The sequence below is a fragment of the Mesorhizobium sp. M0968 genome (genome assembly GCF_040319065.1).
GTDB lineage: Bacteria > Pseudomonadota > Alphaproteobacteria > Rhizobiales > Rhizobiaceae > Mesorhizobium.
Window position 1 is genome coordinate 11,797 of sequence record NZ_JAMYNL010000034.1, and the last position, 14,906, is coordinate 26,702.

The 14,906-nt window shown below is 62.6% G+C and carries 15 protein-coding genes and 1 pseudogene; 12 read left to right on the forward strand and 4 right to left on the reverse strand.

Features of this window, described 5'->3' with window-relative positions:
- Positions 1–17: 17 nt before the first annotated feature.
- The 12 genes from NKH67_RS30235 to NKH67_RS30290 all read left to right on the forward strand — a co-directional run bounded on the left by NKH67_RS30235 (position 18) and on the right by NKH67_RS30290 (position 11,506).
- Positions 18–413 carry a (R)-mandelonitrile lyase gene (locus NKH67_RS30235; RefSeq protein WP_352616226.1) on the forward strand — a complete coding sequence of 132 codons (396 nt, stop codon included), beginning with the start codon at positions 18–20 and terminating at the stop codon, positions 411–413.
- Between the two features lie 25 nt (positions 414–438).
- Complete coding sequence (locus NKH67_RS30240) at positions 439–1,455, forward strand: zinc-dependent alcohol dehydrogenase family protein (RefSeq protein WP_353032507.1); 1,017 nt, start codon at positions 439–441, stop codon at positions 1,453–1,455.
- A gap of 58 nt (positions 1,456–1,513) precedes the next feature.
- On the forward strand, positions 1,514–1,942 hold the full coding sequence (locus NKH67_RS30245) for a lipocalin-like domain-containing protein (RefSeq protein ID WP_353032509.1): 429 nt from the start codon (positions 1,514–1,516) through the stop codon (positions 1,940–1,942).
- Positions 1,943–1,982: 40 nt separating this feature from the next.
- Complete coding sequence (locus NKH67_RS30250; protein ID WP_353032511.1) at positions 1,983–3,164, forward strand: arabinose transporter; 1,182 nt, start codon at positions 1,983–1,985, stop codon at positions 3,162–3,164.
- A 1,172-nt stretch (positions 3,165–4,336) separates the two neighbouring features.
- A complete protein-coding gene (locus tag NKH67_RS30255; RefSeq protein WP_352685658.1) occupies positions 4,337–4,948 on the forward strand; it encodes a cupin domain-containing protein in 612 nt (203 codons plus the stop codon).
- A gap of 116 nt (positions 4,949–5,064) precedes the next feature.
- The gene (locus NKH67_RS30260; RefSeq protein ID WP_352449198.1) at positions 5,065–6,003 is read left to right on the forward strand and encodes an ABC transporter substrate-binding protein; all 939 of its coding nucleotides are present in this window, start codon (positions 5,065–5,067) and stop codon (positions 6,001–6,003) included.
- Positions 6,004–6,077: 74 nt separating this feature from the next.
- The gene (locus NKH67_RS30265; protein WP_352775819.1) at positions 6,078–6,875 is read left to right on the forward strand and encodes an ATP-binding cassette domain-containing protein; all 798 of its coding nucleotides are present in this window, start codon (positions 6,078–6,080) and stop codon (positions 6,873–6,875) included.
- Positions 6,872–7,876: an ABC transporter permease gene (locus NKH67_RS30270; RefSeq protein WP_352503424.1), complete on the forward strand. Its 1,005-nt coding sequence runs from the start codon at positions 6,872–6,874 to the stop codon at positions 7,874–7,876. The genes NKH67_RS30265 and NKH67_RS30270 overlap by 4 nt, the downstream gene beginning before the upstream one ends.
- A gap of 4 nt (positions 7,877–7,880) precedes the next feature.
- Positions 7,881–8,969, forward strand: a complete 1,089-nt coding sequence (locus NKH67_RS30275; protein WP_352780207.1) for a phosphotriesterase family protein — start codon at positions 7,881–7,883, stop codon at positions 8,967–8,969.
- A 27-nt stretch (positions 8,970–8,996) separates the two neighbouring features.
- A complete protein-coding gene (locus NKH67_RS30280; RefSeq protein WP_352775811.1) occupies positions 8,997–9,767 on the forward strand; it encodes a glutamine amidotransferase in 771 nt (256 codons plus the stop codon).
- Positions 9,768–9,770: 3 nt separating this feature from the next.
- Entirely contained in the window at positions 9,771–10,679 is a 909-nt protein-coding gene (locus NKH67_RS30285; RefSeq protein WP_353032513.1) for a ribokinase, read from the forward strand.
- Positions 10,676–11,506, forward strand: coding sequence for a BtpA/SgcQ family protein (locus NKH67_RS30290; protein WP_352474307.1), 831 nt, complete (start codon positions 10,676–10,678; stop codon positions 11,504–11,506). Before NKH67_RS30285 ends, NKH67_RS30290 begins: the two co-directional genes overlap by 4 nt.
- A gap of 32 nt (positions 11,507–11,538) precedes the next feature.
- On the opposite strand, the pseudogene NKH67_RS30295 reads toward NKH67_RS30290, so the two are convergent.
- The 4 genes and pseudogenes from NKH67_RS30295 to NKH67_RS30310 all read right to left on the reverse strand — a co-directional run bounded on the left by NKH67_RS30295 (position 11,539) and on the right by NKH67_RS30310 (position 14,886).
- Positions 11,539–11,920, reverse strand: a pseudogene (locus tag NKH67_RS30295) (type II toxin-antitoxin system VapC family toxin).
- Positions 11,917–12,162 carry a type II toxin-antitoxin system Phd/YefM family antitoxin gene (locus NKH67_RS30300; RefSeq protein WP_353032515.1) on the reverse strand — a complete coding sequence of 82 codons (246 nt, stop codon included), beginning with the start codon at positions 12,160–12,162 and terminating at the stop codon, positions 11,917–11,919. The pseudogene NKH67_RS30295 and the gene NKH67_RS30300 overlap by 4 nt, the downstream one beginning before the upstream one ends.
- 372 nt (positions 12,163–12,534) lie before the next feature.
- A complete protein-coding gene (locus NKH67_RS30305) occupies positions 12,535–12,822 on the reverse strand; it encodes a hypothetical protein (protein ID WP_023679221.1) in 288 nt (95 codons plus the stop codon).
- Positions 12,823–14,514: 1,692 nt separating this feature from the next.
- Positions 14,515–14,886, reverse strand: a complete 372-nt coding sequence (locus NKH67_RS30310; protein ID WP_352685644.1) for a hypothetical protein — start codon at positions 14,884–14,886, stop codon at positions 14,515–14,517.
- Positions 14,887–14,906 lie beyond the last annotated feature (20 nt).

Below are 14,906 nucleotides of genomic sequence, written 5' to 3' on the forward strand. Positions count from 1 at the left end.
ACCCAACGGAGATCACCATGGACATTCTTCGCGCTGGCACGAGGCCTTCCGGCAAGGGGCCACCTGACTGGTTCACCGGCACGGTTCGGATCGATCCGCTCTTCAATCCCTTCGATGCCGGGCGGGTCCAAGGCGCACAGGTGACCTTCGAGCCCGGCGCCCGCACCGCCTGGCACACGCATCCGCTCGGCCAGACGCTGATCGTCGTCTCTGGCCTTGGCCGCGTGCAGCGCGAGGGTGGCCCGGTCGAAGAAATCCGTCCGGGGGACGTCGTCTGGTTCGCGCCCGGCGAAAAGCACTGGCACGGCGCGTCGCCTCAGACCGCCATGACCCACATTGCCCTCCAGGAGGTCAAAGACGGCGAGGTCGTGGACTGGCTGGAACATGTCAGCGACGCCGACTACGGCGCCTGATCTTCTCCACTCGAAAGGAACCAAAATGCTCGCAACTGTTCTTCACAAACCGGGCGACATCCGCTGCGAGGAAATCGCCGATCCGAAAATCATGCGGCCAACGGACGCCATCATCAAGCTTTCGGCAAGCTGCATCTGCGGCTCGGACCTGTGGCCCTATCGCGGGCTGCAGCCGGTCGACGGCCCAATGCATATGGGCCACGAATATTGTGGCATCGTCATCGAGGTCGGCGCAGAGGTGCGCACGGTCCGTCCCGGCCAGTTCGTCGTCGGCTCGTTCTGTCTCTCCGACAATACCTGCCCGCACTGCCGCTTCGGCTTCCAGTCGTCCTGCGTGCAACGCGAATTCATGTCGGGCGCGCAGGCACCTTATGCCCGCGTGCCGTTGGCGGATGGCACACTGGTCGCCACCGCCGAGGTGCCGCCGGACGAACTCATCCCCGACCTGCTGGCTGTGTCCGATGTGCTCGGCACCGGCTGGTATGCGGCCGACGCAGCCGAGGTCCGAGAAGGATCGACGGTGGTGGTGGTCGGCGACGGTGCGGTCGGCCTGATGGGCGTGCTTGCGGCCAAGGAGATGGGCGCCGAGCGCATCGTCGCCATGAGCCGGCACGTCAGCCGCCAAAAACTCGCCCGCGAGTTTGGCGCCACCGACATTGTGGCCGAGCGTGGCGAGGAAGGCGTCGCGCGCGTCCAGGAGCTCACTAAGGACGTCGGCGCGGACTCCGTGCTGGAATGCGTCGGCACGGCGGAATCCTTCGACCAGGCGCTGGCCTGCTCTCGCCCCGGCGGCACTATCGGCTATGTCGGCGTGCCGCATGGCGTGAGCTTCGATGGCCCGAATCTCTTCTTCGGCCAGAAGCGCATGCTGGGCGGCCCCGCGCCGGTGCGCCGCTTCCTGCCCGACCTTATGGACCGTGTGCTCAAGGGCAGGATCAAGCCCGGCAAGGTCTTCGACCTCAAGATGCCGTTGGTCGAGGTCGCTGAAGGCTACCGCGCCATGGACGAGCGGCGCGCCATCAAGGTCATGCTTTCGGTGTGAGCGAAGATTGGGCGGACGGCCTGTCCGCACCCGCAAATCAGAAAAGGAACAACGACATATGACGATGAGATTGAAGATCGCCGCCCTTGCGCTTTCAGTTATCACGCCGGCTTTCTCGCAAGAGTCCCCGATCATCGGCGCATGGCGCATGAGGTCGCTCGAGGCCGGTGCCGATGGAAACCTCAAGCCCGTGCCATATTCCGGCCAGGTCATCTTCACCGAGGCCGGCACCCTCTCGGTGCAGGCCCAGAACCCCGACGCCAAGGCGCCGGACACGCCTTATACGGCAAGTGGCTACGAAGCCTATTACGGGCCGGTCGCCATCAACGACCAGGACAAGACCTTCGTCATCACGATCGAGTCCTCCCTGGTCCGCAACCTTGTCGGGAAGAGCATGAAACGCAAATTCGAAGTCTTGGGCAACAAACTGGTCCTCACCCCGGACAATCCGGCCGAAGGCTGGCGCGTAACCTACGAACGTTACTGATCGGAACAGCCCGACTGTCAACCTGTCATCGATGGCCACAATGGCGCGGACTTCAGACCGAAATGGCGCGACAGCGGAACTGGCGCCAATCATGGCGGCTGTCTTCGCCGGCTTCCTCCTGATCGGCTTGGCGCTACCCGTCCTGCCGCTGCATCTTCACCAGCAGCTCGGCTTCGGCCCCTTCGCAGTCGGGCTGGTGACGGGCAGCCAGTTCGTCGCCTCGATGCTGTCGCGCATTGGGGCTGGAAACTATGCCGATGGGCGCGGCGGCAAGCGGGCCGTCGTCGTCGGCCTCATTGCCGCTGCCCTGGCGGGGTTCATTTACGTCGGCTCGCTGGCATTGCTCGACCGGCCCGTAGCGTCCGCATCGGCGCTCTTCGCCGGCCGGGCGGTACTGGGCGCGTCTGAGAGCTTCATCATCACCGGCGGCGTCGCCTGGGGCCTTTCCCTTGCGGGCGGACAGAACTCCGGAAAGGTCATAGCCCGGGTGGGCACGGCGATGTTCGCGGCGCTCGCGCTAGGCGCGCCGATCGGATCTGCGCTTTATGCGGCGAGCGGCTTCGCCGCGATCGCACTCGCGACGGTCGGCCTGCCGCTTGCGACGCTGCTTGCCATCCTGCCTATGCGTGGCACCAGCCTCGCCGCGAGCGCCGCGCGACAGTCATGGACGAGCGTGGCGCAAGCGGTCTGGCTTCCCGGCGTCGGAGCTGCTTTCAGCAGCCTTGGCTATGGCGCGATCCTGTCCTTTGGCGCGCTGCTCTTTGCCGAACGCGGCTGGCAGCCGGTCTGGCTTCCCTTCACCGCTTATGCCGCGTCGCTGATCGCGGCAAGGCTGTGCTTCGGCCACCTGCCTGACAGGTTGGGGGGCGCGCGCGTCGCTGTGATCTTCGTGGCGGTCGAGGCGGCAGGGCTGATGCTGACCTGGCTTGCGCCCGGGCCTGTTCTCGCCGCCATCGGAGCGGGCCTGACTGGCCTTGGCTACTCGCTGGTGTATCCCGGTTTCGGTGCCGAGGCCGTAGGCCGTCTTCCGCAACGCAGCCGCGGCCTGGCCATGGGACTCTACACCGTCTTCCTCGACGTGGCGCTCGGCTTCGGCAGCCCGGCGCTCGGCTTGGTCGCCGCGTCGGCCGGCCTGCAATTCGTCTTCCTCGTCGTCGCGACGGCGACGCTTCCGGCGTTGGGCATCGCTCTGCTGCTGGGTCGCCGTAACGCTCCACTATAGCTAGTCTGTGCTCGAGATGTCGCGCAACCACGATCGCTCCCGCTTTGGGCGACGTCTGCTTCCGGGCAATGACAAGACCGACGTCTACGGCCGACATTGGCGCAGAGCAAACGGTCGGGTTTCCAACGCGGAGCGACAAGAGCTGACCGTTGGTCGGCGCAAGTGTCGTCCTGACGTGACCCAATGCGGTCTTCCGTTGCGAGCGTCGGTTGCTGGAGCTGCGTTAAGTCGGTCGGAGGCCAATGGTATTTTCAATGGAACGCTAATATACATGGAAGCCCCAACGAGCAGCGCCTGCCAGATACTTGAGGAATGCCATGCGAAGGCTCATCTTCACGGCGATGTGTATCGCCGCCGCAACAGCCGCTAACGCCCATGATTGGTACGAAGACAAGATTGACCCCCAGACCAAATTCAAGTGCTGCGGCGGTTCAGATTGCCGCGCCATACCCCGGTCTTCGGTGCGGTCCAGGGTGGACGGCGGGTACACTTATTTGCCGCATAATTTCACCATCCCACGGGACCGGGTACAGGAATCCCCGGACGGGCAATACCATATCTGCGAAAATAAATATGTTGTAACCAACCAGCTGTATTGGCGTTGCTTCTTCGCACCTCGTGTCGATGTGTCTATACTTCTAAAGCATTAACCGCGCGTCACTTCCGCAACTTACATAAGCAAGGTGCTAGTCCATTAATTCTGTTGGACTTTCTTCAAAATTGCCGAAGCTTAAGCGGTGCGCGACTGCCCCAGGGATTTCATTGGATACATCGCGGCTATCGAGAGCCTACGCCCCTGGGCGTAACTCCATGGGGCGCTGCCGCGGGTGACTTCTGGGCGCGCTCCGCAATTCGGTGACAGATCGTGTCGGCGCGGCCGTGGTTGTGTAGATTGGCTGCGTGGCCCGCCTTGCCCGCATTGCCGTTCCAAGTCCACTCGCCACATAACGCAAACGCGGTAACGGCTGGCGATTTCGACCACGATGGACAGCCAAGCGATAGGGGATAACTGGCGCGGGATCATCAGCACGGTTCATGCGGGAGCGGCATTCGCCGGATGAGGCAGCTACGGCTGCAGTCTCGAATTTGACGCATCAGCACTTGCAAATCGTCAGCCGAGGTCTTTTGCTCGCGCGATAGTTGCCCTTGACCGTTGAATGGTTGGCGAACAGATGAACAAAATCGATCGACGGCGGCCAGAATCAGAAACGGACGCCACCGTAAATGCCGCAAGACTTGGAACTCGGCTGCGCCTCGCCCGCCAGACACGCGGCATGACGCTGAAGACGCTGGCCGCGGCTGCGAATTGCTCGGAAAGCCTGCTGTCCAAGATCGAGAACGGCAAGGCTTCGCCGTCCCTGCCCATGCTTCACCGTCTGGTCGAGGTTCTCGACACCAACATCGGCTGGATGTTCGAGCAAGTCGACGACGACGAGGCGATCGTATTCCGGGCGGGCGCAAGGCCTTTGATCGCGCTCGACGCGCTACGGCGTGGGGAAGGAATTTCGCTCGAACGTATCATCCCGTATTCGCCTGGCCACCTCTTGCAATGCAACATCCATCACATCGAGGCAGAGGGCTCGAGCGAAGGTCCGATCCAGCATGCCGGCGAGGAAGTCGGCTACGTGCTCGCCGGGCGGGTCGAACTGATCGTCGACGGCAAGCGCCATGCTCTCGCCACGGGTGATGCCTTCGTGTTCAGGTCGGAGCTGCCGCATCATTACCGCAACATCGGCGAGGAACGCGCTAGCATTTTCTGGGTCAACACGCCGGCGACTTTCTGAGCAACGCTGTGCGTTCATTTGGATTGACAAATATTCAAGTCTCTTGAATGCTTGCCTCGTGCCTGTAGCACCAACGGGACCAGCCGAGGTCTGGTCCGCAAGCAAGGGGAACCGAAATGCGTCTGTTCAAACTTCTCGCCGGCTGTGCCGCCGCCATTGCCATGGGCTCGGCAGCCATGGGATCGGCGCTTGCCGATACGTTCGCTCTCGTCAACATCAACCAGCAGGCCCTGTTCTTCAACCAGATCAACGAGGGCGCGCAAAAGGCTGCCGACGCCGCTGGCGCCAAGCTGGTCATTTTCAACGCCAACAATGTGCCGAGCGCGCAGAACGACGCGATCGAGAACTACATCACGCAGAAAGTCGACGGCATCATTCTGGTCGCCATCGACGTCAACGGCGTCAAGCCTGCGATTACTGCAGCCAAGGCGGCCGGCATTCCCGTCATAGCCATCGACGCGCAGATCCCCGACGGCGACAATATTTCGTTCATCGGCGTCGACAACACCAAAGCCGGCGAGGACATCGGCAAATTCTACGCCGACTATGTGAAGACCGATATGGCCGGCAAGGCCAAGATCGGCATCGTCGGCGCACTCAATTCATTCATCCAGAACCAGCGCCTCGACGGCTTCAAGAAGGCGGTGACCGAAAGCGGCCAAGCCGTCACCTTCCTCGACACAGTCGACGGCCAGAACGTTCAGGAGACCGCGTTGAGCGCTTCGGAAAACCTGATGACGGCCAATCCGGACATGAACTCGCTCTATGCGACCGGAGAGCCGGCCTTGCTCGGCGCCGTTTCGGCGGTGACCAGCCAGGGCCGCACCGGCGACGTCAAGGTGTTCGGCTGGGACCTGACCAAGCAGGCCGTTCAGGGCATCGATGACGGCTGGGTGGTGGCGGTCGTGCAGCAGGATCCGGCCGGCGAAGGCAAGGCCGCGGTCGAAGCGCTGGGCAAGATCAAGAAGGGCGAGAAAATCGACCCGATCATCAATATCCCGGTGACGATCGTGACCAAGAAGAATGTCGACCAATATCGCGCGATGTTCAAGTAAACTGCGTCGGCGACCGAGCCGCGGCGCCGCCCGAGGCTGCGCCGCGGATCCCTTGCAATCGCGTGGAATTCCAGATGAGCAGTGGCCAGACCTATCGGGTGCGGATGAGCGGCATCTCAAAGCGCTACAACGCCATCCAGACGCTCGATGACGTGTCGCTGACGCTGAAGCCGGGCGAGGTGCTGGGGCTGGTCGGCGACAATGGCGCCGGCAAGTCGACATTGAGCAAGGTGCTGTCGGGGGCAGTGGTTCCCGACGCCGGCACCATCGAGATCGACGGCAAGCCGATGATCTTCAGCTCCCCGGCGGACGCACGTGCGGCGCGCGTCGAGATGGTCTACCAGGACCTGTCGCTGTGCGACACGGTCGATGTTGCCGGCAATCTGTTTCTTGGCCGCGAGCCGCGGCGCCGCATCGCAGGCATTTCCTTTCTCGACAAGAAGCGCATGCATGACGAGACGCGCCAGATGCTCGATCGGCTTGGCATCGTCATTGCCGACACGCGGCTCAAGGTCGAAAACCTCTCCGGCGGGCAGCGCCAGTCGATCGCGATCGGCCGCGCCGCCTCGTTCGAGCCGGCCGTGCTGATCATGGACGAGCCGACGGCAGCGCTTGCCGTGGCCGAAGTCGAGGCGGTGCTCGAACTGATCCGCGCGGTCAGTGCGCGCGGTGTCAGCGTCATCCTGATCACCCACCGGCTGCAGGATCTGTTCCTCGTCTGCGATCGCATCCAGGTCATGTATGAAGGGCGCAATGTCGCCGAGCGGCTGATCGGCGAGACCAATATCGAAGACGTGGTCAATCTGATCGTCGGCCGCAAGTTCAGTGCGCGTTCCGCCACCAATGGCTATCGCGGTGGAGCGCCGGCATGAGCGACGCGATCCACACCGCCCAGCCCTCACGAGTACGCAGGGGCACCTGGCGCGATGCGCTGCTCGCCAATGGCAGCGTCGTCTCAATCGCGCTGTTCTTTCTGGTCGTCTGCATCATCTTCTCGGTTGCGACCGACGCGTTTCTGACATCGCCCAATCTGTTGAACATCCTTCGGCAGTCGGCGCCGCTGCTGATCGTCGCCGCGGCAATGACTTTCGTCATCACCACTGGCGGCATCGATCTTTCGGTCGGCTCCGTGCTGGCGCTGGTGGCGACGCTGTCGGCGACGGTTTTGCAGTTTGGCCTGCCGTGGCCAGTCGTTATCCTCGCCATGTTAGCGCTCGGCGCCCTACTTGGGGCGGTACAGGGCTATTTCATTGCCTATGAGGGCATCCCGTCCTTCATCGTCACGCTTGCCGGGCTTTCGGTGATCCGTGGCGTGGCGCTGCTGATCACCGGCGGCTATTCCATCCCCATCGAGCCCGGAAGCGCTTTCACCGTGCTGGGCCGCGCCTGGTTTCTTGGCGTGCCGGTGCCGGCGCTGATCGCGCTGGCGATCCTGGCCATCGCCTATCTCGCCTTCAACGAGACGCCATTCGGCCGCTATGTCACCGGCATTGGCGCCAACGCCGAGGCGGTGCGGCGCGCCGGCGTCAACACGCGGCAGACGACGCTCTTCGTCTATGTGATTTCCGCCACCGCGGCAGCCCTTGCCGGGATCATCATTGCTGCCCGGCTTGGATCGGGATCTTCGAATGCCGGCCAGGGTTTCGAGCTGGAAGTCATCGCCGCCGTCGTGCTCGGCGGCACCAGCCTGTTCGGCGGCCGCGGAACGATCATCGGCACGGTGCTCGGCGCGCTGACCGTGGCCGTCATCGGCAACGGCCTGATCCTGGCGCATCTGTCGCCTTTCCTGACGCCGATAGTCACCGGAACGATCATCCTGATCGCCATCTGGCTGAACTTCCGCCTGTTTCGCGGCGCCGTGCGGAGCCGTTGAGCCGATGAGCGGTCTGTTCGATGACGCAGTGCCGGGCCAGCGGCTGGCGATCGGGGTCGAAACAGGCCATGTGATGACCGTGCTCGGCCCAGTTCCGGTCGACGACATGGGCATCACGCTGATGCACGAGCACATCTTGCTCGATGGCGCGCGCAGCTGGAAATGCCCCTGCCATCCCGACGACATGGCGATCGCCGAGCAGCCGGTGAACATCGAGATCATCGGCGAGTTGCGCATGAACCCATACGTCAACCGCGACAACGTCTCGCTCGACGACGCCGACCTGGCGCTGTCTGAGCTGCAGCGCTATCGCGCGCTGGGCGGCCACACCGTCGTCGATGCCACCAATATCGGCATCGGCCGCGCCCCCGAAAAGCTCGCTCGCATCAGCCGCATGTCCGGCCTGAAGATCGTCATGGGCACCGGCTTCTATCTCGAGCACACCCATCCCGAATGGCTGAAGGCGATGGATGTGGACGCCGTGACCGAGTTCATCGTCAACGATGTCGGCGGCGGCGAGACGCAGCCGCCGATCATGGCCGGGCTGATCGGCGAGGTCGGCGTCAGCAAGGATTTCACCGCCGAGGAACGAAAGTCGCTGCGAGCTTCGGCACGCGCCTCGCGCATAACCGGCGTGCCGCTGTCGATCCATCTGCCCGGCTGGGAGCGGCTTGCGCACGAGGTGCTCGATATCGTCGAGGCCGAAGGCGCCGATCTTCGCCACACCGTGCTCTGCCACATGAACCCGAGCCACGACGATCCCGACTACCAGAAAAGCCTCGCCCGGCGCGGCGCGTTCCTCGAATACGACATGATCGGCATGGACTATTATTATGCCGACCAGGACGCGCAATCGCCCTCCGACGAAGAGAACGCACGCGCCGTCGCCGCCCTTGTCGAGGCGGGCTTCGGCGACCGCCTGCTGTTGTCGCAGGATGTGTTCCTCAAGATCATGCTGACGCGCTTCGGCGGCTTCGGCTATGGCTACATCCTGAAGCATTTCATACCGCGCCTGAAACGCCATGGCGTCGAGCAGCCGGCCATCGACCGCATGCTGATCGCCAATCCGAAAAGCGTATTCGCGCGGCTCTAAGCGGCCTGGAATTACACTGGAGTTCAAATGTCGAAGAAGAAGATCCTGCTTGCCGGCGAATCCTGGGTGTCGACCGCGACCCATATCAAGGGTTTCGACCAGTTTCCGACCGTTACCTACCACACCGGCGCAGACGAGTTGCTGGGCGCGCTGAAGGCGACCGACTTCGACGTCACGTTCATGCCGGCGCATGAGGCGCAGCGCGGCTTTCCACAGACCATGGAGGCGCTGTCGGCCTATGACGCGGTCGTGCTCTCCGACATCGGCGCCAACACGCTGCTGCTGCATCCCGACACCTGGGTCCACTCCAAACCGACGCCGAACCGCCTGCGCCTGCTCCGCGATTACGTCAGCGGCGGCGGCGGTCTATTGATGTTCGGCGGTTACTACAGCTTCCAGGGCATCAATGGCGGCGCGCGCTACCACAAGACCCCGGTCGAGGACGTGCTGCCGGTGAACTGCCTGGCCTACGACGACCGCGTCGAGGTTCCCGAAGGTTTTGCGCCGGTGCCAAAACCAGGGTCGAGCCATCCCATCCTCAGGGGCCTCGGCTCGGACTGGCCGATCCTGCTCGGTTTTAACGAGGTGACGCTGAAGGACGGGGCCGAGGTCCTGGCCAGCGTGTCGTCGGATTATGGCTCGCTGCCGCTGCTTGTCACCGGCCGTTACGGCAAGGGCCGCACCGTGGCCTGGACATCCGATGTCGGGCCGCATTGGCTGCCGCCGCAATTCATCGCCTGGCCAGGCTACAAGACCCTGTTCGAACAGATGCTGGGCTGGGCGACCGGTGAGAGCTGAGCCATGCATGTCCACGTCGTCGGCAATGCCTGCGTCGATACCGTGTTTCGCGTCGGCCGCTTCCCTGCCGCGGGCGAGACTTTGAATGCCGTGAGCTATGCCGACGGGCTCGGCGGCAAGGGCGCCAACCAGGCGGTCGCGGCGGCGCGCACGGGTGCAGAGGTGACGTTCTGGACGGCGCTCGGCAAGGACCCCGCTGGCGCGTGGATCAGGAGCCGCCTCGACGGCGAGTTGTCAGACCTTGAGGTGATCGAATTCGAGCTGCCGAGCGACCGCTCGACCATCGTCGTCGATAAAGGCGGAGAGAATTTCATTGTCAGCGGCGTCGCTTGCAGCGAAGCCTTCGATCCGGTGACGCAAACAGCACTTGTCCGCTGGATCGCTCCCGGCGACATCCTCGTCTGCCAGGGAAATTTGCGGACTGCCGTGACCAATGCCTGCCTCAGAGCAGCAAAGAAAAACGGTGCGCGCACAGTTCTCAACGCCAGCCCGATCGACACGGCCTCGCTGCCCGATCTCGGCCTGGCGGAGGTTCTGGTGGTCAACCAATCTGAGGCGAAAACCCTGACCGGCCGGGATGACATCGCGGCGGCGGCCGATGCGCTGGTGGCCAAAAGCGCAGGCACCGTCGTCATCACTCTCGGCGCCGCAGGCTGTCTCCTGCTTGGCCCGGGCCATGAAGAGCCGCTTCGTTTGCCGGCGCCGCAGGTCGAAGCGCTCGACACCAGCGGCGCGGGCGATGTGTTCTGCGGCTGTCTGGCCGGTGGGCTTGCCCGGGGCATGCCGGTCATCTCGGCGCTGAAGCTGGCGCTCGCCGCCGCCGCAATCGCCGTGACACGGCCGGGCACGCTGGCATCCTGTCCTTCCGCCTCCGAGATGGCGGCGCTCATCGATCAAATGGAGCTCTCATGACCCAGCTCGGCCAATCCGGCGGCGACGCGCTCGTGGACCTTTTCGGCCGCACAAAGGTGGTGATTGGCGTCGTTCATCTGGCGCCGCTGCCCGGCGCGCCGCGCTATGACGGCGAGGCTATCGAGGCGATCTACCAGCGCGGGCTTGACGACGCCAAGGCCTATCTCGACGGCGGCTGCGACGGCGTCATCGTCGAGAACCATGGCGACATCCCGTTCGCCAAGCCTGATGATATCGGCCCGGAGACGGCGGCCTACATGGCGGTGGTTTCCGACCGCATCCGCCGCGAACTCGGCAGGCCGATCGGCATCAATGTGCTGGCCAATGCCGCGATCCCGGCCCTGGCGATCGCCAGCGCGGCCGGCGCCGGCTTCGTCCGCGTCAATCAATGGGCAAATGCCTACGTCGCCAATGAGGGTTTTGTCGAAGGCGAGTCCGGCCGCGCGGCGCGCTACCGCGCCAGGCTGCGCGCCAACGGCATCCGCATTTTCGCCGATGCGCATGTCAAGCACGGCGCACACGCCATCGTCGCCGACCGCCCGGTGGAGGAACTGGTCAAGGACTTGGTCTTCTTCGACGCCGACGCCATCATCGCCACTGGCCAGCGCACCGGCCACGCCGCAGATTTGGGCTACATAAGCATGATCAAGCAGGCCGCCGGCCTGCCGACGCTCGTCGGCAGCGGTGTCACGCCGGACAATGCCAAGGATATCCTCGCCATTGTCGACGGGGTCATCATCGCCAGCGCGCTGAAGCACGACGGCGTCTGGTGGAACCAAGTCGACTCTGCTCGAGTAAAGGCTTTCATGGGTGGTCTGAAGCGATAACTGGACTACCCTACCGCTTGGGGTCCGCTTGATCAGAGACGACGGACGGGCGCAGGATACTGCGCGACCAGATCGTCGACGGTCAGCAAAGTAATGCCTTCCACAATCGATTGAGCAATCAGGATCCGATCGAAGGGGTCTTGTGGATGGGTGGAAGCCCCTCCACCGCAACGGCATGCTCGCCGGTGATTGGCAGCTCATGATAGCCATTGTCGATCAGGCCCCGACGAAAAGACGCGCATCGACCCTGAAGTCAGGGCGGCCCAGACCGCGTTTAATGGCAATCTCCCAGGGAGTTGCGGCGCTGAACGTCAAGTGGTTATCGGCATTCTCGATCTCAGCGAGGGCTGGCGGGAGCTTTTCGGGCTCGCCCGCCGCCCAGAGCAGAAGGTGGGTATCGAGAAGAAGTTTCATGCATCGCCGCCAAACAGCTTCTCGATTTCGTCATCGGCCATGCGATCAAAATCGTCCGGAACTGAAAACCGCCCGGCGATAAACCCCACCCGACGCATTTCGCCGGCCGCAGGTGCGTCTATGGCAACGACCTTGACCATCGGCTTGCCGGATTTGGCGATAATGAAGGATTCGCCTTTGGCCGCCCTGTCGACAAGACGAGACAGATGCGTCTTGGCCTCGTGGACATTGACGGTGCGCATTGCGGGCCTCATGACTTAGTCCATGCAACTTAGTCTACATGGGGCCCCGATTTTCAAGCGTATTTCAGTCAGTGAAGGATGCTGGAGGTGGCCGACCCTCTCGGATCGGCCGCATGGCACGACTTCAACAAAGACGCGTAATCGATTGTCTGAACTGCATGTTTGTTGGGACTACGTCTCACCTGATGTTGGCCGAACCTGTTGGTCCGCCATACGAGGTCGGAGTTCACAGGAGCGATTTTTGCCGAGCAGATGCTCTACGTTGCGCTAGGGGCCGAAAGCGAAACGTCCGCTTTTAGGCGCTGCACCACGGCGGCGACGAGCCCGACCGAAGGCGATCGACGCGACGGGCGCCAAGGGCCTTACCGGACTCTATGTTCCCTTCACGATTCTCGGTTTAGTCGGTCGGCGGGATTGAGCCGCGCTCTCGAGGGCCAGGGCCAACCGCTTCTCGTCTTCGATGGCGCGATCGACTGCCTCAATTTCCTCTTGGAGCACCTTCAGCTCGGCTCCGTAGCTGGATCCGTCGCTGTCCCCGATCTGAAAGCCACTTGCCCGCATTGCGTCGCGAGTATGGTGCACGTTACGGACTCCTTCGCGCCGCGTCGCGACCAAGATTTCCCTAAACTCTCCAAGACGTTCAACGTGATTGCGAGCCATTGCGTTCTCCTATTTCGTCGTCATCATCGCCGACGGCGATTCAGAACGGCTAAAACTTACGGAGATACTCTCGACAAAGCATGAGTGCGGAAGCTCAAATTTGAATGTCTTGCAATAGCGTGAAGCGCAGCAGGCGGAAATTGGCTTCGACCCGATCGATCTCAGACCAAATGCCAGACACCTTCGGCCGAGCGCGTCTGCGGCTCCCCCAACGGGGCCATCCGCTCATGTAATCAGTAAAAAGTCGAGTGCGAGAATGACCCGGGCCATGGACGTCCCGCCATTCCTGGTCGAGTTTGACCGGCGGCGGAGGCAAGGCAGGCTTCGGCGCGTTAGTTGTGTAAAGCATCTCAAGCAACCGCTCTCCGTCGATCAGCTCCAGGTGCAGCTTTAACTTCGTCTCTCGGGCCTTCCTCGGTAGCGCTCGCGCTACTTTCGAGAACGAGAGGCGGTGGTGACAAATATCCCCTGCCCGGCACTCGCGAAGACCTTGCTCCTACGAAGTTTCGCACCTCTTTGACGGATTCCGCATCGGTCGTGATGTGGCGCTTTACTTGCACTGCCCGCTGGATGACGCAGTTGTCACGCAAAGGCAGGAAGCGGCGTAACGAAGCGAACGCGAAATTTCAAACTGAGACACACTACCGGGATAGAACCGGGTAGACAGCATGCCGAAACGGAACGCAAGAACGGGTGCATAAGATGACGCGTCAGCACCTTTTTGTTAGCTAATGCTAATAACAGGCGTATAGTTGCATTAACATGTGGCCGAAGCGGCAATCGGAAAAGGGAATGGCGCGGCGCCAAGCCCCTGCCGCGGTCGTCCTTGCGGCCCTTTCGTTGTCAGGATTCTTGGTTCCCTCGAGCGCACATGATGCCCGTCCGGATGGAGCTATCCGCCGGCCTGCTGTCACGGCGACGCCGAACATGGCGAGTGTCAGCGAATCCCAAACGGCGCGGTTCATGTTCGTCCCGGTGGCTGGGTTGTGATCCTGAGGCCCGGGGGTCATCGGAAGATCACGCGGCAACAGCGATATTTCATCCCATATAGTGACGAGATTCCGTCGCAGGACGGCGACTATCATATATGCCTCCATCCGACCCAAGAGCATGAGAACTGTTTTCTTGTCCCGCCGGACTCGATATGATCCGGGAGCCAGCGCGAGCTGCGGCTGAGATGCGGATAGCGCCGCGCCCAGTGCCGCCCGACGGCTTCGATGATGCGTGTAAGCGAAAATCCAAATTTCCCGAATCTTGCGGATCTTCGCTGGGGTGCCGCCTCAGTTCGTACCAAACATGCGCGCCACCCCGCGAAACGTCGCCTCAATCGACGCTGGCCGGCGACGAGAACGGCCGATTGGCGTCCACCACGAAGATGGCCAGCTCATCAAGAGCGGTTGTGCCGGCGCTGAACACCTCCATCGGCCGTGTCCGACCATGGTCGTGCCGGCTTCGGCATAGCTCACTCCGGGGGGCGTTCTTTGGCCGAGCTTGCCGCCCAGCACATAGAAGGCCTCCGGTCCCGGATGTGTATGGATCGGCATCTTGGCACCGGGCGCTCCACCGGCACGGTTGACGCGCAGCAAATATTCGCTCGCACAGATCGGCGGAACAGGCCCGATCTCGACACCTTGGTCCCGGCAGGAGTGGTGCCATCCTTCGGCCGAGCGTGAACAGCCAGGCCTTGCAAAATCATGGTTCTGATGCGTTGTCGCAGTAATGGAAGGTGGCGAGATAGCCGGGGAGTACACGCATGAACTCCTGTTGATGGGTCCAAGCTCTGCACTCCGCCATGGAGGTCATGGGTTTCACGTCGGGGAGCCTGATTAGCTCCCCCTGGTTGGTCAGAAGGATTGTGACAGCGATGGCGGTGAACATGGCCCGGTTATCCATCGACTTAAGGCTGGCGACACAATAACCGCCGGGGTTGGGACGGACGTCGTCTGAGGCAACCTTGTTGACATGGTCAGGACCACAGAATCTCGCGATGCGGGGATCCGGTTTTGCAGCCGTTTGCGTTGCCAAAAGAAGAGCTAGAGCGATGATGAGCTTGGTGCGATTCAATGTCGTCCTCCGTTTCATCC

What these genes read in the sequence shown, in the direction of transcription:
- NKH67_RS30235 (WP_352616226.1), top strand. Translation starts at nt 18, where the DNA reads ATGGACATTCTTCGCGCTGGCACGAGGCCTTCCGGCAAGGGGCCACCT.
- NKH67_RS30240 (WP_353032507.1), top strand. Translation starts at nt 439, where the DNA reads ATGCTCGCAACTGTTCTTCACAAACCGGGCGACATCCGCTGCGAGGAA.
- NKH67_RS30245 (WP_353032509.1), top strand. Translation starts at nt 1,514, where the DNA reads ATGACGATGAGATTGAAGATCGCCGCCCTTGCGCTTTCAGTTATCACG.
- NKH67_RS30250 (WP_353032511.1), top strand. Translation starts at nt 1,983, where the DNA reads ATGGCGCGGACTTCAGACCGAAATGGCGCGACAGCGGAACTGGCGCCA.
- NKH67_RS30255 (WP_352685658.1), top strand. Translation starts at nt 4,337, where the DNA reads ATGAACAAAATCGATCGACGGCGGCCAGAATCAGAAACGGACGCCACC.
- NKH67_RS30260 (WP_352449198.1), top strand. Translation starts at nt 5,065, where the DNA reads ATGCGTCTGTTCAAACTTCTCGCCGGCTGTGCCGCCGCCATTGCCATG.
- NKH67_RS30265 (WP_352775819.1), top strand. Translation starts at nt 6,078, where the DNA reads ATGAGCAGTGGCCAGACCTATCGGGTGCGGATGAGCGGCATCTCAAAG.
- NKH67_RS30270 (WP_352503424.1), top strand. Translation starts at nt 6,872, where the DNA reads ATGAGCGACGCGATCCACACCGCCCAGCCCTCACGAGTACGCAGGGGC.
- NKH67_RS30275 (WP_352780207.1), top strand. Translation starts at nt 7,881, where the DNA reads ATGAGCGGTCTGTTCGATGACGCAGTGCCGGGCCAGCGGCTGGCGATC.
- NKH67_RS30280 (WP_352775811.1), top strand. Translation starts at nt 8,997, where the DNA reads ATGTCGAAGAAGAAGATCCTGCTTGCCGGCGAATCCTGGGTGTCGACC.
- NKH67_RS30285 (WP_353032513.1), top strand. Translation starts at nt 9,771, where the DNA reads ATGCATGTCCACGTCGTCGGCAATGCCTGCGTCGATACCGTGTTTCGC.
- NKH67_RS30290 (WP_352474307.1), top strand. Translation starts at nt 10,676, where the DNA reads ATGACCCAGCTCGGCCAATCCGGCGGCGACGCGCTCGTGGACCTTTTC.
- NKH67_RS30300 (WP_353032515.1), bottom strand. Translation starts at nt 12,162, where the DNA reads ATGCGCACCGTCAATGTCCACGAGGCCAAGACGCATCTGTCTCGTCTT.
- NKH67_RS30305 (WP_023679221.1), bottom strand. Translation starts at nt 12,822, where the DNA reads ATGGCTCGCAATCACGTTGAACGTCTTGGAGAGTTTAGGGAAATCTTG.